We start from the raw sequence: 22,963 nt of genomic DNA on the forward strand, positions 1-22,963 counted from the left end.
GCAATCTTTGAATTTTAGCCACCGACACCAAAGTCAGTATTACTGACAAGTATTTCAAATTGAGGATCTTGAAATAGCTGTTTATATTCTTTTAAAAACCAGCTTTTAAATTCCTCATCAGCTTTAATGGCAGTAGTGTTATTTACATATAGGTTCAAAGTAATATATTTGAAGTATCTCTTAGCAATTTCAATATCTTTTTTGATAATCTCTTTGGTTTGTCCTTTGACACCTATTAATAAACACACAGAGTCAAAAAGTTGACTTAATTGTTGGGGTGAATCATGATAGGAACCTTTGTTAAGGAGTTTCTCCCTAAAATCATTATTAAAACTCTCTAATCCTGTTTTTATAAAGATGTCAGTCTCAAATATATCTTTAATTTTATGTAGATGGTCTTTATACATCCAGTGTGCTTCAACGAAAAGCAGCTTGATATTTTTTTTCTTTATTATTTTTTTGATACGCTGTTTGGTTGCTTGAGGAAGTTCAAAAACATTATCAGAATTGATTATTTCTAATATGCTAAACTCACCAGTAACGTTTTCTAAAACTTCAAAATTTATAGCATTGATCTCATTGATATTTCTAGAGTTGTTTAAAATATAGTCACAAAATGTACATTTACCATAAGCACAAGGACGACTTTTAAGCAGGACAATCTCTCTTTTATAGTTATGTACATTTGTGATTTTACTATAACGATCCATTATTAATATACTCCTGTGCCTGAATTAAGGCTAGCTCATCGGTGTTTAATTCTTTAGTTACTCTAAAAAGGCCATCTAAGCATTGTGTCACTGCTTTAAGAGTTTCTTCTAGGCCTTTACCTTTTAACAGATAACTTAAAAACATCGCTGCTGTAATATCACCAGAGCCGCTAACCTTAGATTGAACTTTGTATTTAGGAGATTCAAGATATGAGAAGTTATCATGTTGGTATATAGCTATACCAGTTTTATCGTTACTAAACGAAACACTAGTTATGATTATTACTTGGTTATGGTTGTCTGTTTTGCTAATGAGTTTTTTGCAAGCTGTAATAATATTATTATAATTGCCTATCTGAAAATCACTCAAAATACTAAGCTCGAATAGATTAGGTGTAATAATATCGGATAAAGGTAATAAGTGACTTAAAAAAATATTAGGATGATCAGCAGATGCAAAAATATGCCCATTTTCATCTTCATCATACTTGTCACCAAAGACAGGGTCGCAGCAATATAAACTGTTGCTGTTTAATTTTTTAAGCTCTACAACTGTATTTGCAATAACCTTGGCAATCTCTAGATTACCAATATACCCAGATAAGATGGCATTTTGTTGCGCTAAAAAACCATTTACTATCATACCATTGATAACATTTTGGATATCTTCAGTACTAAAGAAAGATCCTTTATAAAAATCATACTGAGTATGGTTTGAAAGCTGTACTGTGTATATTGGTGAGACTTCTATCCCAAGCTTTTGCATTGGGAAACTGCTGCTTTATTACCGGCATAACTGTAGGTCACATGTGACTGAATAGATAATACTTTAGGGATTTTAGAAGACATTGATAGTTATATACCTAAGTTAGTTTGGATGTTTGCAAGTAGATCTACCGATGCTTGCTTATCACCAAGCTTACCTATTTTGATAAATAAATTGATAGTGTCTTTGTTATCTTTAACAAGTCTAATAGCAAAACTATCTTCCCCAGACTTGTTAAAGAAATTTTTATCTGTAGCATAAGTATCAGTGATTTCAGCATGTTGACTATTGATAGTATTATTCTTTACACCATAGATATTACTGTTATTTAGTGCTAGTAGCGTAGCGTTATAAACGCTTTGTAAACTAGTATTATAAAGTTCAGCAGAAAATGTGCCGTTCACGAATCTGACAATAGAATCGCCAGCAGAGTTTAAATCATTATAAAGGCTAGCGTTATTTGAGCAGCTTACAAGAGTAAATGTAGCTAATATACAGGTAGCTAAAAGTTTAATTTTTTTCATTGTCGTGCTTCATTTATAGTTTAATGTTTAGATTTTATAATAGTATTTCTTTGTAAATTAACTATATCAGAGTTAAGCTCTTGAAAAACTAATAACAGACTCTATACTCTACAAAGGTACTTTGAGATTTTGGAGGAAATCTGTGTCAGTATATAATCATTTTCAAGAATTATTAGAATTTTTAAACAATCGTGTTGTTGGTCAAGAAAATCTTAATAAGCGGCTATTAATTGCTTTATTAGCAGGAGGGCATCTACTTGTGGAGGGGCACCTGGATTAGCTAAGACAACAGCTATTAAGACATTATCGGAGAGTATAGATTGCTCATATCATAGAGTACAATTTACCCCTGATCTTTTACCTGCGGATTTGACAGGTACAGAAATTTACATACCACAACAACAAAGCTTTGAATTTCAGTCTGGACCATTATTGCATAACTTATTGCTTGCTGATGAGATTAATAGGGCTCCTGCCAAGGTGCAATCTGCACTACTTGAAGCAATGGGCGAGAAGCAAATAACAGTTGGTAAAAAAACCTACCCACTATCTAATTTGTTTATGGTTATGGCAACACAAAACCCTATTGAGCAAGAAGGAACTTACCCACTTCCTGAAGCGCAATTAGATAGATTTATGCTGTTTGTTAAGGTTGAATATCCAGATCCTAAAACAGAGGCAAAAATCTTGGCTATAAGTCGCGGTAAGGCACTAGGACATAAGCTAAAACATCCTAATATTCACCAAGAAACTATCTTTAAAGCACAAAAAGAAGTGCTAAATGTCCAAGTTTCTGAGGCACTCGAGCAATATATTATTCAGCTAATATTAGCCACCAGAGATCCTGTAAAATATAATCAAAATATCAAAAAATGGATTGCATTTGGCTCTAGTCCTAGGGGTACTATAGCTTTAGATAGAGCGGCACGAGCACACGCGTGGCTTTCAGGTAATGATTATGTCTCTCCTAGTGATGTTCATGCGGTAATTTATGAAGTCCTACGCCGTAGGATATTATTAACTTTTGAGGCTGATGTTGATGGTGTAACTAGTGATGATGTTATTACCGAATTACTAAAGGCAGTGCCTATCCCGTAGAGATTAGTCTAGATGAAAAATTATAAAGGTGTCAAGCCTGATATCCAGGAGCTTTTAAGCTATCGCTACCAAGCTAAAGTACTAAAGCTATTTGCCAATCAAAGGGTAAATACCACTAATGCTGGCAATAATGTTTCTAAGACTAAAGGTCGTGGTATGGATTTTGATGAGGTTAGGCATTATCAAGCAGGTGATGATATACGTTTGATGCATTGGGCTTTGACTGCAAGACTTGGTAAACCATATACCAAAGTTTACCATGAGGAGCACGAACGTAACCTTTATTTTATTTAGATCAAAATACTACAATGAATTTTGGTACTAAAGAGTGCTTTAAGAGTGTTAAGGCAGCAAATATTTTAGCTTTGCTTGGCTTTGGAGCGTTAGATGCGCATGATAAAGTTGGAGGTATTATTTTTGATGATAAAAGCTAGAACTTTTATACTGCGAAACAAGATAAGTCAGCTTTAGTGAAAATGTTTAATTTTGTTGCTAGTGATACCAAACAATATCAGCTAAATTCAGATAAAAAGCTTGCTGATGCGATAAAGTTTCTTTATGCAAAAATTCGTAGTAATAGTGTTGTGATCGTGATTAGCGATTTCAGTAGTTTTAATCAAGAAGCAAAACAATATCTTAAGCTTTTAAGTGCTAAGAATGCCATAATCAATATTTTTAGTTATGATCCTATAGAAAAAGAATTACCAGCCTTAGATACTTATTATTTCAGTGATGGTAAGCGAAGAGTCGCTCTAGATACTGCTAGTAAGCAGCAAAGTAGTATTTATAAAAATTTATATCAAAATAGATACACTGAGATAAAAGATTTTTCGCGTAAGAATAAAACAGGCTTTATTGAAGTAGCAACAAATGATGATTTAATTAAAACAATAAATTATGGGATAGCTAGCTATGCAAACTAATAATCTTTTAGCGCAATTAAAGGATATTTATTTGCCAGAGAAAGTTTCTAAATGGTGGCCATTAGCCTATGGCTGGTGGCTACTTTTAGCAATAGTTATCTTGGTTATTATCTTTAGTTTGGTATTTTTACATTTGCGCAAAAAACAAAGCGGTATAAAGACTCAATAATAAATGATTTTAGAAAGACTATCGAAAATACTTATCAGCAAAAGCCTAGAGAAGTTCTACAAGATATTTCGGTATATCTAAAAAGAGTAGCTTTGCAAAAGTTTCCTAGTGAACCAGTTAAAACCTTGCACAGTCAGCAATGGCTTGAATTTTTAGATGCAAAACTTAAGCAACAAAATTTCAAAAATACTAAAGCTAATATGCTTGAGAATAGCTATAAGCCAGTTGGGCTAGATAGAGCGACATTGAATGAAATTATGGCTGTGGCAGAACAGTGGTTAAGGAGAGTTCTATGATAAATGTAGAATATCAGTGGTTTTTGGCTTTGATTATTTTACCACTTTTGGCTTATTGGTTGATCCCAAGAGCAAGGCAAGATGAACAGTTAGCTTTGAAAACGCCATTTTTTGAACAACTAGAATCTCAAATTGATAATGCTAGTAAATATAATTTCAAGAGGGCAAATTATCTTAAATATCTACTAAGCGCTATTTGGATACTTTTGATTATCTCAGGGTCAGGTATACAATGGTTAGGTAAACCGATTAGTTTACCTCAAAGTGGTAGAGATATAATCATGGCTATAGATTTATCTGGAAGTATGGCTATCCAAGATATGAAAAAACCTAATGGACAAATGGAGTCAAGGCTTGATCTAGTGATGCGTGTCGCTAATCAGTTTCTCGATACACGAAAGGGTGATAGAGTTGGTTTGATACTTTTTGGAACTAGAGCATATCTACAAACACCATTAACTTTTGATATTACTACAGTCAAAAAAATGCTTGATGATGCTAGTGTTGCTTTACCAGGACCACAGACAGCTATCGGTGATGCCATCGGCTTAGCGGTTAAAAAGCTCAAAAAATATCCTGGTGATTCTAAGGCTTTAATTTTACTAACTGATGGTAAGAATAATTCTGGTATACTACAACCACTGCAAGTGGCAGAAATTGCTAAACAGTATCATATAAAAATCTATACTATTGGTTTAGGTGGTGGTCAGATGATTGTTGAGACTACTTTTGGCCAAAGATTGATAAATACTTCTGAGGACCTTGATACAACTATCTTGGAGAAAATTGCTGTAATGACTGGAGGTAAATACTTTAGAGCACAAAATAGTAGTGACCTTAAGAAAGTATATGAGTCGATAGATAAACTTGAGCCAATAGAATCCAATAAAACTGTTGTTAGACCAGTGACATATTTGTATCCGTGGAGTCTTGGTTTAGCATTGATTTTGAGTTTTATGATGGCAGCTATATGGTTAAAACGCAGGAGAGGATTAAAATGACTTTTCATTTTTTAAGACCTTGGTGGCTTTTAGCTATTGTTCCTGCCGTGATCTTTGTGATATTGCTTTTGAAGCATTTATCACAAGCAAACGGCTGGGCTAAGTATTGTGATAGCCATTTATTAGAGCATATACTAGTTGGTCAGCAATCGGCACCAAAAAAATTACTTATACCATTGGTACTTTTGTTTATTTGGGTTGTCGCTATCTTTAGTTTGGCTGGACCAGTTTAGAAATACAAGGATGTGCCAGTTTACCAAAAAAACATATCAAGAGTTATAGCATTAGATGTTTCGCAATCTATGGATACTACAGATGTTTCACCAAGTAGGCTAGAGCGAGCTAAGTATAAGATATTTGACATTCTGCGTCGGATAAAAGAAGGACAAGTCGGTATGATAGTCTTCTCAAGTGAGCCATTTGTGGTATCACCACTTACTTAAGACGCTAATACTATTGAAAATCTTGTTACGGTAATTAACTCAGATATAGTTCCAGTACAAGGACATAATATCTATAAATCTCTCAAAAAATCAGCGCAGCTAATTGAGCAAGCTGGAGCACAGCGAGGACAAATAATTTTAATAACAGATTCATCACCATCTCTACAAGCAGTAAGTGAAGCAAAGCAGCTTGCACAAAAAGGAATAAAAATTGATGTTTATGCAATAGGAACTCCTATGGGAGGTATAGCTAAGGATGAAAAAGGTAATTATCTAAAAGATAGTCAGGGAAATATTCAATACTTTGGTATTGATTTAAATAAGCTTGAAGCCTTAGCAAGAGCAGGGGCTGGAAAATTAGTGACGCTAACAGCTAATAATAGCGATATTAAAAGCTTATTATCAGAACAGCAAGTAAGCACTACAAAAGAGTCAAAAGAGCAGTCAGCAAATATTTTCTGGCAAGATGAGGGTATATATTTTATATGGTTGGTGACTATTTTGAGTCTATTTCTTTTTAGAAGAGGTATTTTGGAGAGAGTATGTCGCTAAGAAAATTAATGGTTATTTTGTTACTAATGCCAAGTATTTGCCTAGCAAGTAAGTGGGATGATTTATGGTTGACAAAAGATCAACAGGGTATGAATTACTATAATAACGGTGATGTCAAAAAAGCTGCGCAAGCTTTTGAAAATAGTAATTGGAAAGGAGGTTCTTATTATAAAACTGGAGATTATCAAAAAGCTTATGAAGAATTTAAAAAAGACAGCTCAGCAAATGGGTTATATAATCAGGGAAACTCACTTACTCATCTTGGAGAGTACGCCAAGGCAATAGATGCTTATAAACAAGCTATCAAAAAAGACCAGATTTTGAAGATGCAAAAAATAATTTAGAGATTGCTAAAGAGCTAGAAAAACAACAAAAGCAACAGCAGAATTCACAAAATAATAATAAGGATAATAAGGATCAACAAGATCAACAAAACCAGAATGAGCAAGCTAAAATCGATCAGCGCCAAAAAGAACTTAATAATAAGGAAGCAAATAAGCTTTTATCAATGATAGATGATGATCCTGGTAGACTTCTTAAAAATAAATTTACACGTGACTACCGGAGAATGATAGGAGACAAGCGTGAAAACTAAGTTGTTTAAACTAATAAGTATATTTATACTACCAGTAGCTATTTTGAATCTAAGTTATGCTAATGTCGCAGCCAGTGTTGATAGAACTCATCTTGAAAAAGGCGAGACATTTGAACTAGTGTTGCATTTGTATAACTTTGATACACAACCAGATTTAGATGTTTTAGATAAAGATTTTACCGTCTACAATACTAGCACTAGTAGTAAAACCATTATTATCAATGGGCAACAGCGCTCTCAATTTAAAATGATTGTAACTCTTATGCCAAATAAAACTGGTAAGCTAACAATACCAGCAATCAAAGTTGGTAACCAAAGTACAAAACCGATAAGTATAGAGGTTGATAAAGAGCTCTCAAATGAGGAAGAGAGTAATTATCAGGATTTGTTTGCCATAAGCTCATTAGCTACAGATGAAACTTATGTTAATGTGCCAGTTTTATACACTTTGAGGCTATATTATGCAATACCTATTCTAAGCCTACAGCCTAAGCCGTTTGATATAAAAAATTCTGAAATAAAACAAACTAATCATAGAAAAACTTATCAAAAACGTATTAATGGTAAGATGTATGATGTTGTTGAAGAAAGCTTTTTGATAATCCCTAATACTACAGGAACTATACGTGTGCCAGCTATTGTTTTAGAAGCAACAATTCCAAATACTTTCGGGCAGCTAGGTACTCGAGTAAAATATTTCTCGACAGAGGCAAAACTTCTCAAGGTTAAATCGATTCCAAATGATATAAGTATCAATGATTGGTTTCCAGCAGCTGATGTGCAAATTAGCGATAATTGGTCTACTGACAAAAATATAAAAGAAGGTGAGCTTCTGACTAGAACTGTCAAGATTAAAGCAAAAGGCGTCTTAAGTAATGATATTCCAAAGCTAGAGTTCAAATCCTCTAATACTTTTAATGTCTACCCTGAAAAACCAGAGCTACAAGATATCGAGCAGGCTGATCAACTAACTTGTTGCTACCTATAAAATTGGTTATATGCCAGTTAAACAAGGCAAAGCAACTATTCCAGCAATCAAGCTTAAGTGGTTTGATGTTGACAATCATAAATCAAAAGTAGCTAGTATAGATACTAAAATTTTTGATGTTCAAAAAGGTAATATCCCAAACTCTAGTTTTGTTGCTAATGGTCAGCCATTATCTTCACAAATTGTACAAAAGATCGTTAAAGATACTTTTTGGCGTAATGTTGCCATAGGGCTTTTTATCTTATGGTTTATAACATTTATATTGCTTATAAAGTGTAAAGTCACAAAAAAATCACTACAGAAGCTGGTGAAAAGCAAGCTGATCTACATCAAAAAGTTACTGGCTTAAAAGAGATGAAAAAAGCTTGTACTAACAAAGATAATATTCAGCTACAAAGAGCAATTATTGGCTGGGCTAATACTCAAGTTGATAAGCAAATATTTTCATTACTTGAGGTTGCAGAAGTATTTCCACATCTAAAAGATATTTTAAAAGAGCTAAATGCTGCAATATATGCTGCAAAAGATTTTAACACTATCATGAGCTACTAAATTTAATCAGAAATACAACCAAAAGTGCTAAAACAAAATCTGATAATTTAGTTAAAGGTTTATATGAGTAGGTGATTATGAAAAAAATTTTATTAAGCATATTTATATTATTAGCTTTTGCTGTTTCAGCAAATTCACAAACTGTACTTATAACAGGTTTTGCTCCTTTTGGTGGTGAGAAGATAAACCCATCTTGGCAAGCAGTTAAACAAATTCCTGATAATATTGATGGGGCTAAAATCATCAAAAAACAACTTCTAGTTTCATTTAAGGGCTCTGTTGATAGGTTGGACAGCTTAATTAAAGAATATAACCCTGGATGTGATTATTGCTGTTGGCGAAGCAGGTGGTCGAGCGGCAATATCTATTGAAAGAGTAGCAATAAATGTTGATGATGCTAGGATTGCTGATAATGATAACTATCAGCCTAAAAATATCAAAATATCAGCAACTGGTGAAAATGCTTATTTCTCTAAGCTACCAATTTATTAAATTCAAGGGGCGATGTAAGTACAAGGTATTCCAGCATATATATCTGATACAGCTGGTACATACGTTTGCAACCATGTAATATATCACCTACTAGAAGTACTCAGCAAAGAATATTCTAATAAAATAGCTGGATTTATACATGTACCATACGCACCATAGCAGGTTATAGACAAAACAGATATGCCTAGTATGAGTACTGATGATACCGCACAGGCATTAAAAATAGCTATACAAACATCAATAACTAAGCAATAAGTAGTTTTATAAAAAAAAGACTGGAAATATGATTTAAGGATATTGCTGTTTATTTTATCATTTGTGCCATATATTAGTAGTTTTCGCTATTATGCCTTTTATGGGATTATCTACATCTAGTTATCTAAGCTGCTTCATCAATATTACTTATTAGTGCAGAAGGAATATTTGTAGTGTCTGTGATGCTTTTAGGTAGAGTGATAATTGATGTAATAAAAGCAGTAATAAAAAAGTCTTTAAGTCTGCATTTGCTAGCCAAACACCTATTAGTCGGACAAGGCATGTTATAGGTTTAGTGATGTTCTTTGCTAGTTTAATTTATTCGACTTTAATTACTAAGATGATACTGTTGTTTGATAAGGTTCAGCAGGTTGGTCAACTAAATATAATTGTTATTTTATTTAGTGGTGATATTATATTTATAGCTAGTTTCTTTGTCTTAGGTAGTGAGTTTATTAGCAAATTAAAAGCAGCATTTAAGTATCACAAATAATATTTTTGATTAAATTTAATTTTTTTGGAGTAACTATATTTGCGATGAAAGTAGAGTTTAGAGTTTTACAAACACAAGATATTAATCAAATGCTAGATATCTTAATTGCTGCAGTGGTCAAGGAATATAGTTTGCAAAAGACAATTGCAATTTTAGCGCCTACAGTTATTGCGAAACAACTTGATGATAAACTATGGCAAGATGGGCAAGACTCTTTTATACCGCATCATTGCGCTATAAATGCTAGAGAGTATAATCAATATAAAAATATCCCAATAATTATTACTGATAATTTATTTATCACAACAGGGTATGATGTTTTAATCAATATTATGGAAGTAGCTGTCGATCCACAGCGAGTTAAAGTCAAAGAGCTAAAAGAGTTTGTCTATCAAGAAGATAGAGCACTGCAAGCTTCGCGTAAAAAGTATGTTTACTATAAAAAATCTAACCTAGAGATAACTACCATTCAAGATAATTAAATATAGTTAGTAAGCTATAAGCGGATTACTTAATAATGCAACAACTAATATTATTTAATTAGTCAATAATAGTACTTTTAAGATAACTTTGCTAAAATTATTGGCATTAATTTTTTCTATAAACTTAGATATTTACGGCGTTATAAATGACTCAAGAAATGAATAAAAATTACAATCCTAAAGAAATTGAACAATCAAACTACCAAAACTGGGAAACAACAAGTAAGTTTGCTTGTGGTAATACTGATTCAAAAGATACTTATACAATAATGTTACCGCCTCCAAATGTCACAGGAACTTTGCATATGGGGCATGGTTTTCAGATGACACTTATGGATATCCTTATCCGTTACAACAGAATGTCTGGCAAAGATACTCTATGGCAACCAGGTACTGATCATGCAGGTATCGCTACACAAATGGTTGTTGAAAGACAGCTTAATGCTCAAGGGATCTTAAGACATGACTTAGGGCGTGAAAATTTTGTTAGCAAGGTTTGGGAATGGAAAGAGCTATCAGGTGGCACTATCACATCGCAAATGCGTCGAATTGGAGCATCTCCAGATTGGGATCGTGAGAGATTCACAATGGATGATGGTCTTTCTGATGCGGTTAAGAAATGTTTTATCAAACTATATGAAGATGATTTATCATATCGTGGTGAGAGATTAGTAAATTGGGACCCTAAACTAAAGACAGCGGTATCAGACTTAGAAGTTGCTCAAGTAGATAAACAAGGTTCGCTTTGGCATTTTGTGTACCCGATAGCTGATAGTGATGAGAAAATCATAATTGCGACAACTCGTCCTGAGACAATGCTTGGTGATATGGCAGTGGCAGTTCATCCCGAAGATGAGAGATATACGCATTTAGTTGGTCAGATGATAAATCTACCACTTACAGATAGACAGATTCCAATTATTGCTGATGATTATGTTGATAAAGATTTTGGTACAGGTTGTGTCAAAATCACTCCAGCTCATGATTTTAATGATTATGAAATGGGTAAAAGACATAATCTACCTATGCTAAATATCTTAACTGATGATGCGACTCTAAATACCAATGTACCATCAAAATACCAAGGCTTAGATAGATTTGAAGCGCGTAAACAAATAGTTGCTGATATGGAAGCTTTAGGTCTTTTAGATAAGATTGAGCCACATGCATTGAAAGTACCAACAGGTGATAGAACAGGCGAAGTGTTAGAGCCATATCTAACTAAACAATGGTTTGTCAAAGCTGATGTACTTGCAAAACCAGCTATCGAAGCTGTAGAGAAGGGTGATGTAAGATTTGTGCCTGATAACTGGAAAAACACTTATTTTGCTTGGATGAGAGATATTCAAGACTGGTGTGTATCAAGGCAGCTGTGGTGGGGGCATAGAATCCCAGCATGGTATGATGAAGATGATAATGTATATGTTGGCGAGGATGAAGCTGATATTAGAGCTAAATATAATCTAGCTGATGATTTGGTTATCAAGCAAGATGAAAGTGTCTTTGATACATGGTTTTCATCGGCACTATGGCCTTTTAGTACTCTAGGCTGGCCTAAGAAGACTTCAGAGCTTGTAAAATACTATCCAACAAGTGTGCTGGTAACAGGTTTTGATATTATCTTCTTCTGGGTTGCTAGAATGATGATGTTTGGCATGTATTTTATGAATGATGTGCCATTTAGAGATATTTATATTACTGGTCTTATCCGTGATAGCGAAGGTCAGAAGATGTCAAAATCTAAAGGTAATGTTTTAGATCCTGTAGATTTGATAGATGGTATTTCGCTAGATGAGTTACTTAAGAAGAGAACTACGGGTCTAATGCAACCACAAATGAAAGCAAAGATTGCGAAAGCGACTAAGAAAGAATTCCCAGAAGGTATAAGTGCTTATGGTGCCGATGCAGTGAGATTTACTTATGCAGCATTAGCTTCTACATCGCGTGATATTAGCTTTGATACTACGAGAGTTGAGGGTTATCGTAATTTCTGTAACAAACTTTGGAATGCTTCAAGATTTGTGATGATGAATATTGATAGTTATAAGGTTTGTGATAATTATGAGTTAGGTGTTGCTGATAAGTGGATTTGGAGTGTTTTGAACACAGCAATTGCAGATGTACATAGATACCTTGCTAACTATCGTTTTGATTTGGTAGCAAATACTATTTATGACCTTGTATGGAATAACTACTGTGACTGGTATATAGAGTTTGCTAAGGTTGCTTTGAAAGATGAGTCACTATCTCAAAGCCAAAAAAATGGTGTTAAGTATACACTTACTAAGGTTTTAGAGAATATTTTAGCATTAGCGCACCCACTTATACCATTTATTACAGAGAGTATCTATCGGCAGTTAAAAGCACACTTATATGATGCTAAAGATACAATTATGGATGTATCTTATCCTGTAGTTAATCAAGATTTAGGGGCATCAGAAGCTGAAAAAGCTATCACATGGCTACAAAATGTTGTAACTACTTTGCGTAATATGCGTAGTGAAGTGGGTATCAAGCGATCTTTAGAGATTTCTCTAATTGTTAAAGATGTTGAAGATAAGGATAAAGAGTATCTAGCGCAAACTGAAGGATTTATAAAAGCTTTAGCGAGAGTAAATAATATTGAGTTTAATGATAATCCACCAACATCTTTATCACAAATTGTTGAGGGGCTTGAACTAAATATCCCATTAGCAGGTTTGGTTGATATTGAAGCTGAGAAAGCAAGATTAGATAAAGAGCTAAACAAGCTAAAAGGTGAAGTAACTAGAGTTGAGAAGAATCTATCTAATGAAAGATTTGTATCAAATGCACCAGGGGCTGTAGTTGCTGCAGAGCAAGAAAAGCTTGCTAAGTATCAAGAGCTTTATGCTAAGACTTTAGATAAGAAAGAGGCTTTGAATTAGATTATCTAAACTATTCCCTTTTATATAATATTTTTGTCTAGTTTTTGACAAACTTATAGTAATTTCTACTTAATATCCTGCTTACTATAATTAATTTTTACAAAAGCTTATTCATAATAAGAAGTACATATAATTAATTGTAAACTTATAGAATGAATTACAAATGAAAAAAATATTACTTAAACTTATTTCTCTATCAATAATTTTTGTAGGACTACCGTCTTTATCTTACTCTAATGAATATTTAAGATCTATATGAGAAAGAAGGTTTTTATGCTGTTAGAGGTCAATTAGTAAATATGATATCGGAATATGCCGAGGCTATTAATGAGTTACAAAGAGAAAAAAATAAACGATATGATCTTTTATTTGATGATGAATTTAAAGTATATTATCCAGACTTACTTATAATAACTGCAGAGTATTGAGTTAGGAATTTTTTTGACGGTAATTTATAATATTCCTGAGGAACAACAAAAAGAATTTAGCCAGCTTTTAGATTATATAACGATTACCAAATTTGAACCATCAAAAAAACCATATTGTCTTAAAGCAGAACTTAAGTATGGTGGAATATTTAATAGAGAATTTAATGTTCAAAACTAGTTATCCATTTTAGATAAAATAGTAGAAACTGGTCAATATAACACTTGGAATGAAGATATAAAATATGTTGCTATTAAGTATGGCGGCGGGTTATATAATATAAATAGGTCTTTGCAAGGAGATGCTCTACCTATAGTAGATTCAATTAATGGAGGAGAAACTCAGAAAATAAAAGGTATGCGGGTTAGTCGGATAAATGCAGGTAGTGTTGATAGAGATTTGAAATATGCTACGTGGAAAAGTTTATAATACGCAGATACTCCTGGAATTATGAATACTGTGATAGAAAAAAATATGTAGAGTACCCAAAAAATAAATACGAACTTATAAATAAAGGAAGAAAATCTTAAATATCTTACTAATATAGAATATTGTCATTTAAATTTTGATGAGAATATAGTTGGAGATGCTATAAAACTCTTAAAGAAAAAGTTTTCGATATAAAGAATTAGTGGGATATTTACGTGAAAAATAAATCTATTTATGTTAATGGTAAGCCTAGTGATGCCTATATTTCCCAGTTCAAATTCTTTATAGCAAAGGTTTGTTATTGATTACAGCATTACAGATTCTAAATCAGAAAAAAATAAGATGGTTGTGTATGAAGTACAATCTTTTTTTCTAATAATATTGATTATCAACATTATAAATTTAAGGAAAAACCTTTTTCCACTGTAGCTGAATCAATTAAAAATATATTACTGTTGTAGCTATTGAAAATCCTAAGTGCTTAGATAAGAGGAATATTTCTAGTAAGAAAATAAACCTATTAATAGAAAAATTTCTATGTTAAATAAAGAAACACGAGAAAGCATTGTGTGAGCAATACGGAAGAAATGTAACACAGGTTCTGGTAATAACTCCTGATTTTACAGATGACTTTATTGAGCATACTGAATTGGATCCCAATATCAATATAATCACTACTTGAAGTACAAGGATTGTATGAAATATACCAAGCATATAAAAAGTAAAAAGAATCCAAAGTTTAGTGTCCAGCGGCTCCAAAAGTATGGATTACTAAGACACTCTCTTATACTTAAGAGAATTTAATGATAAAACCTATCTTTCTATATCTCCACGAATATTCTTTTATAACAAGCCATCTAACTAATTTTTATATTGAAACAATTAATTTTCTAGTTTAATCTTTAGCAATTTTATTGTGACCCAATTAGGTTATAAATTTTAGCAAAAATAGTATTTTAGTATAAAAAAGTATATGTATTACTTGATTACTTCTTAAAAGTTTTATTTATGGTGATATTTTGGTTTGTTGCTGGTATTTTTATAGACTATGCGGCAGTATATTTGATATGATCTGAATATATTTATAATATTTTATAGCCACATGGATTTGTTTGGACATCTATATATGGAGCAATAAAAATATCAGGCTTTAGTGTTATGATTTTTGCTGTTATTTTTGCGGTATTTGATACGAACAAAAAGTTATTGATAGCTTCGATGATAATTTCAATCATAGTTTTATACTTTATTTAGCATCTTGTTTCTGATGGGATATTATATTTATTTGGCTGCTTAATATTTCTTTTTATCAAAATTGTTTTATCTACATTGTTGATATCAGTATGACTGCAAAATGCCATAGTTTTATCCATTTCTGATAAAAGATTTTTAATACTCTTTATGAACCTTTTTTACCATAAGCACCTACACCATAGACCATAGCTCTACCGATTAGGCCAGCTGTTGCACTTAGGGCTTTTGCTTTGAGTAAATCTTGACCACTACGAATCCCACTATCAATAAGAACCTCAAGCTTGCTATCTACAGCAACAATGATTTCTTTTAGAACCGATATACTCGAAGTAGCATCATCAAGCTGGCGACCACCATAATTTGAGACAACGATTGCATCAACACCAGTATTTTGTACCAAAATAGCATCTTGAGTGTCCATACATAATACTTTTGATAATCATAGGCTTATCCATTGTTTTTGTAACAATTTGACATAGTTGATATGGTAAAAGGTATTCCAAACTTTTGGCCACTTTAGCAGCATATCTCACTATCAGCATGTTGCATACCTAGTAAACCTATAGGAGCAAATACTAAAGGGATTTATACGATTTTAGTCTTTAGGCGTGTTGTATATCTGTAAGGACTTTTTACCTAAAAAGATAGTTATTAAAATCTTATTGATTATATTTTAGGGTTCGCTCTTGCCATGATCATGATTCATAGTAAACTCTACGATAATAAACTTTACGCATATCATCAAGCGATGTTGTCTTAGTTAAATTAGTTTTCATTGAGATATTTCTATTTCCAGATAGATTTAATAACTAAACTTCAGTAAAGATTTTTTCCTCAGGAAGTCTTGATTTAGGCAGCTTAGCATTAAAATCATTTTCAGAACTATAGCCAACAGTGACAATCACAGAGGTTTTAAGTCCCTTTTCTGCTAGATTAAATCAGCATATATGGCTCGATACCTTCGATTGGTGTAGCATTTATCTCTAGAGCAACTAAACCAAATAAAATATTGCCAAGACTAATATAAACTTGTTCTTTAGCCCAGTGTTGTAGATCTTTAGGATTATAACTTATATATGAGATGTGAATTTCTTATGCGCTGCTTGTTGAAGTTTTTCAAACTCAGCACTATAAAAGCGCCCATCTTTTCTTTCTTGAGCTAAGAGTTCTTCGAGATAGTTATCATCAAGATTAGTTTTAAGACAAAGTACGATGAGTAAAGCACAGTTTTTAATATTTGCTACATTTTTAGGATAAATATTTTCAGCTGCTTTTGCAATTTTAGCTTTTGCTTGATCAGAAGTAGCTAGGATAAAGTGCCAAGGTTGGGGTTTACACTTGATAGTGTAAATTTAAGAATATCTTTTATCTGCTGAATTAGCTCGGCTATTAACTTTTTTGTTGGATCATAAGCTTTTGTTGTATAACGGCTTTTAGCATATTCGACTATATTCATAATAAAAATAAAATCTTTAAAATTTCAATCAGTATATTTTATAGAAAAATTTCAACAATGCTTTTTAGACTAGAGATATTTTTATTTTTTGTGATTATTAGTTTTTATATTCAAGAATATAACAATAGTAAAAAACTTTGGCTTTAGTTTGTGTCAAGGATAATAAAATCCTTCTTGTAAGAGTGCATGATAATACTATTTAATATTTTCCAGGTGGTAAGATAGATGATGTAGAGTCACTATTACAAACTATTATTTGTGAGCTTAATGAGGAGCTAAATATCCAAATGCAACAACCCGATCTAGTTGTTACAGATAATCATGATAGAACAGATACTGTATTCGTTCACTTTTATGCTGGAGAAAATCATTCAACGAATTATACCATTTGCGAAAATATCAGCGATAAAATGGTTTGATTTAGATGATACTGAATTTATGGCTCTAGCTGTGATTGAGAGTATTGCTAGATGGTTTAAAAAACTTGATATGTTTTTATTTGAAATCTGGTTAAAACAATTGGTTGCTACAGTTGCTAGATTTTGCTGTGATATGATATTTTGTTTTTGTACCTTTTGAATGTTATCTTAGCTAGTTAGTTCTAGTAGCTATATAAGTTACTATGATATACAGTTTTTTTAGGAGATAAGTTTTGCGTAGAGTAGAGATAGATAGTATTGGTCAAATAGAAGTTGATAATGACAAATATTGGGGTGCACAAACACAGCGTTCTATAGAGCATTTTTCTATAGGTAGTGATCTGATGCCGGTTGAAGTTATTAAAGCTTTGGCAATTATCAAAAAAGTTGCAGCTATGACAAATCATCAATTAGGTATCTTAGCACAAGCTAAAAAAGAAATTATCGTTGAAGTTGCTGATGAGATAATTGCAGCTAAGCTTAATGAGCATTTTCCATTACATGTATGGATGACAGGCAGTGGAACTCAGGCAAATATGAATGTTAATGAAGTGATTTCAAATAGAGCCATCGAGCTTCTAGGTGGCAAAAAAGGGAGTAAAAATCCTATCCACCCAAATGATGATGTTAATATGTCTCAATCATCAAATGATGCTTTTCCAAGCGCGATGTATATTGCTACTGCAGTTGAGATAAATAATAGACTTTTACCTGCTGTTGAGTATATGCAACAACAATTAGCTGAAAAAGCAAAGCAGTGGAATAATATTGTCAAAATCGGTAGGACACATATGCAAGATGCCGTACCACTAACTTTGGGTCAAGAGTTCTCTGGTTATGTATCATTATTAGAAAATAATATTCAAAGAATCAAAGAAACATTGAAATATGTATATCAGCTTGCTCTTGGTGGTACAGCTGTTGGTACGGGTTTAAATTCTCCAGTGGGATTTGCAGAGATTATTGCTAGTAATATTGCTAAAATTACTGGCTTGCCTTTTGTTTCAGCTACCAATAAATTTGAAGTACAAGGCTCACATGATGCTTTAGTTGCTGTTATGAGTCAGCTTAAAACCTTAGCTAATTCATTATTTAAAATTGCTAATGATATTCGCTTACTTAGTTGTGGTCCAAGAGCTGGCTTTCATGAGTTATTAATTCCAGAAAATGAACCGGGTTCATCAATTATGCCTGGTAAAGTTAATCCCACTCAATGTGAGGCTATGGCAATGGTTGCTGCACAGGTGATAGGCTATGATGTTGCAGTTGGTATCGCTGGTAGTGCTGGCTATTTGGAGATGAATGTTTATAAACCATTAATGATTTTTAATATTATACAATCAATTAGGATAATTTCAGATAGTTGTCAAAACTTCACTAAGTATTTATTGGTTGGGATGCAACCAAACAAACAAAAAATTGATTATTTTCTTAGAAACTCATTAATGTTAGTAACAGCGCTTAGTCCAGTTATAGGCTATGATAAGGCAGTAAAAATGGCTCATTATGCTGAGCAAAAAAATATATCTTTGGCTGAGGCGAATGAGGAGCTTAAATTTTTGTCAAAAGATGAATTTGATAAAGTTGTTGATCCTTATAAAATGGCTAAAGGTGGCAGATTATAGAAGTTAGTTTTTGCTAAATAACCAAGATGCTAATCTAAAATTATCACTATTATTGTTCACTAGTTTTAATCCTTGAAACAATTAGTTTTCTAGTTTAATCTTTAAGTAATTTTATTTCTGAGGTATTTAAATTATGATTACAACAAGATTTGCGCCAAGCCCAACAGGATTTTTACATGTTGGTGGTGTGCGTACGGCATTATTCAGCTGGTTATATGCAAAAAATAACAATGGTAAATTTATTTTAAGAATAGAAGATACTGATCTAGAGAGATCTACCCAAGAAGCGGTGGATGCTATTTTAGATGGTATGAATTGGTTGAGGCTAAAAAATGATGGCAAAATTTACTATCAAACAAAGCGCTTTGATAGATATAAAGAAGTGATTCAAGAACTTATCGTAGATGGTAAAGCATACTACTGTAGCTGCTCTAAAGAAAGACTAGAAGAGCTAAGAGAGTATCAACAGGCAAATAATCTCAAAACTGGCTATGATAGTAAGTGTCGTAGTGCAAACTATATTCCACAAGATGGCGAGAGCTTTGTAGTACGTTTCAAAAACCCTAAAGATGGAGTGGTTAGTTGGGATGATGCAGTTAAAGGTCGAATCACAATCTCAAATCATGGGCTTGATGATATGATTATCCAAAGAGCAGATGGCTCACCAACATATAATTTCTGTGTTGTCGTCGATGATATTGATATGACTATTACGCATATCATTCGTGGCGATGATCATGCTAATAACACTCCTAAGCAAATCAATATATACAAAGCACTAAATGCCAATGTGCCAGTATTTGCCCATGTACCGATGATACTTGGTCCAGATGGAGCAAAACTCTCTAAGCGTCATGGTGCTGTCAATGTTATGCAGTATCGTGAAGATGGCTATTTGCCACAGGCGATACTTAATTACCTAGTAAGACTTGGTTGGTCACATGGTGACCAAGAGATTTTTTCTATCGAAGAAATGATAGCAGCTTTTAATTTAGAGCATATTAGTACATCACCATCACGTTTTAATTTTGAAAAACTTAAATGGCTGAACAAACACTATATCAAAGAGTCTAAATTTGATGATATTCAAACAGAAGTTGAATATCACTTTGCTAAGGCGGGTTTAGACATTAGCAATGGTCCAGTTTTAAAAGAGCTTGTGGCTGTGATGGCAGAAAAAGTTGATACATTAGTTGAGCTAGCAGAAAAGTCTAGTTATTTTTATAATGATGATATCAGTTATGATGAAAATGCTGTAAAAAAACATATCAAAGCAGCTACAGCTGAGATCTTTAGCAAACTTTTGACGAACTTTAGCTCTTTAGATTCTCAGCAATGGCAAGATCCTGATGTTTTACATAATGTAGTTAGTACAACAGCCGAGCAGTGCCAAGTTGGTATGGGTAAGGTTGGCATGCCGTTACGTGTGGCTATTACTGGTTCTGGACAATCGCCAGATATTGGTATTACTCTAAAACTTCTTAGTAAAGATAAAGTAGTCGCTAGACTTACTAAAGCACTTAAAGAGTTATGCAAGTGATAAAAATCAAAAAACTAAGTATAGTTATAGTAGCTTTTTTGCTTGCTAAAGCAAGTTATGCAAATAACCATTTTGGTAATAACTTAGCTGGCTGTGGTTTAAACTTTGATCCAATAAATTTGCAAGATACAGCAAATTGGAAAGATAAATTAATCAAGAATAATGATCAATGCAAACTAAAAACTACTCATAAGAGTCTTCAATTTATAATACCACCAAGGGTAATTATGTAATTTCACCTCTAGATACATAATTGACGAATTCTTTGCCAGCTATAGGTAAATGGATAATGGTAAAACCAGTAGCTAAAACAAACCGGATTTGCCTCAAGATATTACAGCAGCATGGATATATTGGCGGTGGAGCCAAAGGTTTTATTATCAATTGGTATAGCCCAACCACAAAGTTACAGCGTAGAACCTAATTAATGCTGTTTTTATGCTTGAGGGTTTTTCATCAACTAAGGATGCTAATGATTATCTGAATTAATTTATTTGCTAATAAGCTTGTATATTATAATACTGATTCGATAAATCATAGTGGTGGTTACGGGGTGTATATTTTGATGTTAAGCTATACCCACAATTATTAGGAACCCAGATAAATACGAATGATACAAATGTTGCTTTCACATTTGAAAAATATATAGCAAACTTTACTGATCATTTTAGACTTATGGGACCATATATCTTGCATCAAAATGATACAAACAAGTTTATCTATGTAATATCAATCTCACGAGAATCATTATGGTTTTAAAGTAGCAAAGTAAATTGTGGTAATTTATAGTCTGTCTTTTAGACAGGCAGAGAATGTTCTGATAAATAGTGTCATAGATCAATTACCTATAGTTAAAATATATTCGGCGTCTTTAGACAGTTATATCGAAGCTGACAGTAACATTGATTCATCAACTACTAGTGATCATACTCGTGATAGTAGTTTTGTGAGTGTATTTATAATTAAGAAAAATAATTAAATTTTTTACAAAAGATCTTGACTAAGCTACAAAAGTCATTATAATACACAACATATTGCTGAAGCAGTGATTTAAGTCTTAAGTCCCGTTCGTCTAGAGGCCTAGGACATCGCCCTTTCACGGCGGTAACAGGGGTTCGAATCCCCTACGGGATGCCAAAAAACAATCAAATAAATTACAAAAATAACGTTAAAACATTAAAGTTTGATAAGTATTTGGTTTGTGTGTATTAGTTTATAGTTTTAGTATCTTCTACTACCATGCATCTAGCAGTATCATCACCAATATCTTCAATAGTTTTTACATGACGTGGAAGTTTTGTACAGTGGAGATTTATAAGTTGTTTTTGTTGTTCGGTAAATTCCATATCTGCTGTTGCTGGTAAGATAACTTTTACCTTGTTTGTTTTTTTACTTCTAAACTATTGCAGCATTCCCTCAAGTGCTTTTGAATGATCGCTATGAAAATCTTTAAGCTTATATAATTTACTTTAAGTTCCAACTCTAGAGTTTACAAAAGTTGTTGGGGTTATACTTGTATCTACGACCTCTAAATACATCGGGTATATTTTTGGTTATTTCATGATGATGACTTTTATATTCTTTAGATCTTATTAACCATTTATAGAACTCATTTTGAGCTAAAGCCTGGATGGCTTTCTCATTTAGTCTAACTGTTCTTCTAAAAAATATCATCACTATCTGTTTTTTGGAAATTGTAAGGTAAAGTATTCTGGATCGATCATTAAGACGGTATCTGAAACTTGAGCTGACATTAGATTAAAAAATTAAGGTGTAATTTCAACTTAAATTATTTTTGCTTAAAATTCTACTTAAATAAGCTAGCTAAATTACAAATCTTTAATCTTTTCAAATACACTGAAAGTAAAATCAAGTTCATTTTTATCATCTTTACTGAATTTTTTGTGGCCAATCCGCTTGAATTTTGCTTTATCCCATTGTGGGAAAAAAGCATCAAGATCGCGCATTTCAGCAGCAACTTGTGTAATATATAATCTATCAGCATACTGCAAAAATTCTCTATATATTTGCGCACCACCAATTATAAATATTTCATAGTGAGATTTTGACTGAGCAAAATTTAGAATATCTTGAGTGCTGTTAACGATAAGGCATTTATCATGCTTATAGTTTTTGTCTCTTGTCAATATGATGTTTTTGCGGTTTGGCAGAGGGTGACCAATTGATTCAAAAGTCTTTCTTCCCATTACTATATAGTTATTCTCAGTTATTTTTCTGAAATTTTTAAGATCATCAGAAAGTTTCCACACTAGAGTGTTTTCTTTGCCGATACCATAGTTTTTGTCATATGCTACTATTAGTGAAATCATTCTTGTTACTTTATCTTTGAATTATTTTGAGATATTTTAGCACCTAAAAGAAAGATAAAATACCCTTTGTAATTTATAAATCAACTGTGGTAAAATTTCACGGCTTGTACTATATTAATTTGAGTATAAGTGATGTTTAATTAATAAATCATGTATCTTGATTAATATATTGTGTCAAAGAGTGTCCTTAAGGATATTTGGCATAACTAAGGTACTAGATATAACCCAAATAAGGAAAA

The 22,963-nt window shown here is 32.6% G+C and carries 11 protein-coding genes, 1 tRNA gene and 15 pseudogenes; 19 read left to right on the forward strand and 8 right to left on the reverse strand.

The window, feature by feature from the left end:
* Window positions 1-14 precede the first annotated feature (14 nt).
* The 3 genes and pseudogenes from C9379_RS02835 to C9379_RS02845 all read right to left on the reverse strand — a co-directional run bounded on the left by C9379_RS02835 (window position 15) and on the right by C9379_RS02845 (window position 2,000).
* Window positions 15-710 (reverse strand): radical SAM protein, encoded by a 696-nt coding sequence (locus tag C9379_RS02835; protein ID WP_143384843.1) that lies wholly within the window; start codon window positions 708-710, stop codon window positions 15-17.
* A pseudogene (gene pdxY, locus C9379_RS02840) lies at window positions 697-1,559 on the reverse strand (pyridoxal kinase). The gene C9379_RS02835 and the pseudogene pdxY overlap by 14 nt, the downstream one beginning before the upstream one ends.
* Before the next feature lie 6 nt (window positions 1,560-1,565).
* Window positions 1,566-2,000, reverse strand: coding sequence for a DUF3568 family protein (locus C9379_RS02845; RefSeq protein WP_143384844.1), 435 nt, complete (start codon window positions 1,998-2,000; stop codon window positions 1,566-1,568).
* A gap of 142 nt (window positions 2,001-2,142) precedes the next feature.
* Here C9379_RS02845 and C9379_RS02850 point away from each other — a divergent pair.
* From C9379_RS02850 to C9379_RS02880, 7 genes and pseudogenes are all read left to right on the forward strand, one after another.
* Window positions 2,143-3,098, forward strand: a pseudogene (locus C9379_RS02850) (AAA family ATPase).
* A 12-nt stretch (window positions 3,099-3,110) separates the two neighbouring features.
* Window positions 3,111-4,021: pseudogene (locus C9379_RS02855) on the forward strand (DUF58 domain-containing protein).
* Window positions 4,011-4,486 (forward strand): annotated as a pseudogene (locus C9379_RS02860) (DUF4381 domain-containing protein). Before C9379_RS02855 ends, C9379_RS02860 begins: the two co-directional pseudogenes overlap by 11 nt.
* A complete protein-coding gene (locus C9379_RS02865) occupies window positions 4,483-5,487 on the forward strand; it encodes a VWA domain-containing protein (protein WP_318263322.1) in 1,005 nt (334 codons plus the stop codon). The pseudogene C9379_RS02860 and the gene C9379_RS02865 overlap by 4 nt, the downstream one beginning before the upstream one ends.
* Window positions 5,484-6,482: pseudogene (locus C9379_RS02870) on the forward strand (vWA domain-containing protein). The gene C9379_RS02865 and the pseudogene C9379_RS02870 overlap by 4 nt, the downstream one beginning before the upstream one ends.
* Window positions 6,473-7,077, forward strand: a pseudogene (locus tag C9379_RS02875) (tetratricopeptide repeat protein). The pseudogenes C9379_RS02870 and C9379_RS02875 overlap by 10 nt, the downstream one beginning before the upstream one ends.
* Window positions 7,067-8,688: pseudogene (locus C9379_RS02880) on the forward strand (BatD family protein). Before C9379_RS02875 ends, C9379_RS02880 begins: the two co-directional pseudogenes overlap by 11 nt.
* Here C9379_RS02880 and C9379_RS02885 read toward each other — a convergent pair.
* Window positions 8,604-8,861 (reverse strand): hypothetical protein, encoded by a 258-nt coding sequence (locus C9379_RS02885; RefSeq protein WP_318263357.1) that lies wholly within the window; start codon window positions 8,859-8,861, stop codon window positions 8,604-8,606. The pseudogene C9379_RS02880 and the gene C9379_RS02885 sit on opposite strands and share 85 nt — an antisense overlap.
* Between C9379_RS02885 and pcp the strand changes: the two are divergent.
* The 7 genes and pseudogenes from pcp (at window position 8,767) to C9379_RS02920 (ending at window position 15,354) form a co-directional block, all read left to right on the forward strand.
* Window positions 8,767-9,364: pseudogene (gene pcp, locus C9379_RS02890) on the forward strand (pyroglutamyl-peptidase I). The gene C9379_RS02885 and the pseudogene pcp overlap by 95 nt on opposite strands.
* A gap of 39 nt (window positions 9,365-9,403) precedes the next feature.
* Window positions 9,404-9,857, forward strand: a pseudogene (locus tag C9379_RS02895) (transporter suffix domain-containing protein).
* A gap of 44 nt (window positions 9,858-9,901) precedes the next feature.
* On the forward strand, window positions 9,902-10,339 hold the full coding sequence (locus tag C9379_RS02900) for a DNA polymerase III subunit chi (protein ID WP_143384846.1): 438 nt from the start codon (window positions 9,902-9,904) through the stop codon (window positions 10,337-10,339).
* 146 nt (window positions 10,340-10,485) lie between these two features.
* Window positions 10,486-13,245 carry a valine--tRNA ligase gene (locus tag C9379_RS02905; protein WP_143384847.1) on the forward strand — a complete coding sequence of 920 codons (2,760 nt, stop codon included), beginning with the start codon at window positions 10,486-10,488 and terminating at the stop codon, window positions 13,243-13,245.
* Window positions 13,246-13,544: 299 nt separating this feature from the next.
* The gene (locus C9379_RS02910) at window positions 13,545-13,673 is read left to right on the forward strand and encodes a hypothetical protein (protein WP_318263323.1); all 129 of its coding nucleotides are present in this window, start codon (window positions 13,545-13,547) and stop codon (window positions 13,671-13,673) included.
* 13 nt (window positions 13,674-13,686) lie between these two features.
* Window positions 13,687-13,851 (forward strand): hypothetical protein, encoded by a 165-nt coding sequence (locus C9379_RS02915; RefSeq protein WP_318263324.1) that lies wholly within the window; start codon window positions 13,687-13,689, stop codon window positions 13,849-13,851.
* 1,257 nt (window positions 13,852-15,108) lie between these two features.
* Window positions 15,109-15,354, forward strand: a pseudogene (locus C9379_RS02920) (hypothetical protein).
* Here the strand turns inward: C9379_RS02920 and C9379_RS02925 are convergent.
* Together C9379_RS02925 and nfsB are read right to left on the reverse strand one after the other, a co-directional pair.
* Window positions 15,351-16,130: pseudogene (locus C9379_RS02925) on the reverse strand (alpha-hydroxy-acid oxidizing protein). The pseudogenes C9379_RS02920 and C9379_RS02925 sit on opposite strands and share 4 nt — an antisense overlap.
* A gap of 33 nt (window positions 16,131-16,163) precedes the next feature.
* A pseudogene (gene nfsB, locus C9379_RS02930) lies at window positions 16,164-16,810 on the reverse strand (oxygen-insensitive NAD(P)H nitroreductase).
* A 137-nt stretch (window positions 16,811-16,947) separates the two neighbouring features.
* On the opposite strand from nfsB, the pseudogene C9379_RS02935 reads away from it, so the two are divergent.
* From C9379_RS02935 to C9379_RS02955, 5 genes and pseudogenes are all read left to right on the forward strand, one after another.
* Window positions 16,948-17,296 (forward strand): annotated as a pseudogene (locus tag C9379_RS02935) (NUDIX domain-containing protein); the annotation flags it as partial.
* A 166-nt stretch (window positions 17,297-17,462) separates the two neighbouring features.
* Window positions 17,463-18,854: a class II fumarate hydratase gene (fumC, locus tag C9379_RS02940; protein ID WP_143384848.1), complete on the forward strand. Its 1,392-nt coding sequence runs from the start codon at window positions 17,463-17,465 to the stop codon at window positions 18,852-18,854.
* A gap of 133 nt (window positions 18,855-18,987) precedes the next feature.
* Window positions 18,988-20,394 carry a glutamate--tRNA ligase gene (gltX, locus tag C9379_RS02945; RefSeq protein WP_143384849.1) on the forward strand — a complete coding sequence of 469 codons (1,407 nt, stop codon included), beginning with the start codon at window positions 18,988-18,990 and terminating at the stop codon, window positions 20,392-20,394.
* A pseudogene (locus C9379_RS02950) lies at window positions 20,385-21,373 on the forward strand (hypothetical protein). The gene gltX and the pseudogene C9379_RS02950 overlap by 10 nt, the downstream one beginning before the upstream one ends.
* 82 nt (window positions 21,374-21,455) lie before the next feature.
* Window positions 21,456-21,531, forward strand: a tRNA-Glu gene (locus tag C9379_RS02955).
* Between the two features lie 71 nt (window positions 21,532-21,602).
* Here C9379_RS02955 and C9379_RS02960 read toward each other — a convergent pair.
* Both C9379_RS02960 and C9379_RS02965 read right to left on the reverse strand, forming a co-directional pair.
* Window positions 21,603-21,770: pseudogene (locus tag C9379_RS02960) on the reverse strand (arginine deiminase-related protein); the annotation flags it as partial.
* 453 nt (window positions 21,771-22,223) lie between these two features.
* Window positions 22,224-22,724 (reverse strand): dihydrofolate reductase, encoded by a 501-nt coding sequence (locus C9379_RS02965; RefSeq protein ID WP_143384850.1) that lies wholly within the window; start codon window positions 22,722-22,724, stop codon window positions 22,224-22,226.
* Window positions 22,725-22,963 lie beyond the last annotated feature (239 nt).

Origin of the sequence: Francisella-like endosymbiont, assembly GCF_003069505.1 — a bacterium.
GTDB lineage: Bacteria > Pseudomonadota > Gammaproteobacteria > Francisellales > Francisellaceae > Francisella.

Coding starts and splice junctions, on each gene's coding strand:
- C9379_RS02965 (WP_143384850.1), bottom strand. CDS start 22,724: ATGATTTCACTAATAGTAGCATATGACAAAAACTATGGTATCGGCAAA.
- C9379_RS02865 (WP_318263322.1), top strand. CDS start 4,483: ATGATAAATGTAGAATATCAGTGGTTTTTGGCTTTGATTATTTTACCA.
- C9379_RS02910 (WP_318263323.1), top strand. CDS start 13,545: ATGATATCGGAATATGCCGAGGCTATTAATGAGTTACAAAGAGAAAAA.
- gltX (WP_143384849.1), top strand. CDS start 18,988: ATGATTACAACAAGATTTGCGCCAAGCCCAACAGGATTTTTACATGTT.
- C9379_RS02835 (WP_143384843.1), bottom strand. CDS start 710: ATGGATCGTTATAGTAAAATCACAAATGTACATAACTATAAAAGAGAG.
- C9379_RS02845 (WP_143384844.1), bottom strand. CDS start 2,000: ATGAAAAAAATTAAACTTTTAGCTACCTGTATATTAGCTACATTTACT.
- C9379_RS02900 (WP_143384846.1), top strand. CDS start 9,902: ATGAAAGTAGAGTTTAGAGTTTTACAAACACAAGATATTAATCAAATG.
- C9379_RS02905 (WP_143384847.1), top strand. CDS start 10,486: ATGACTCAAGAAATGAATAAAAATTACAATCCTAAAGAAATTGAACAA.
- C9379_RS02885 (WP_318263357.1), bottom strand. CDS start 8,861: ATGATTTTAGCCCCATCAATATTATCAGGAATTTGTTTAACTGCTTGC.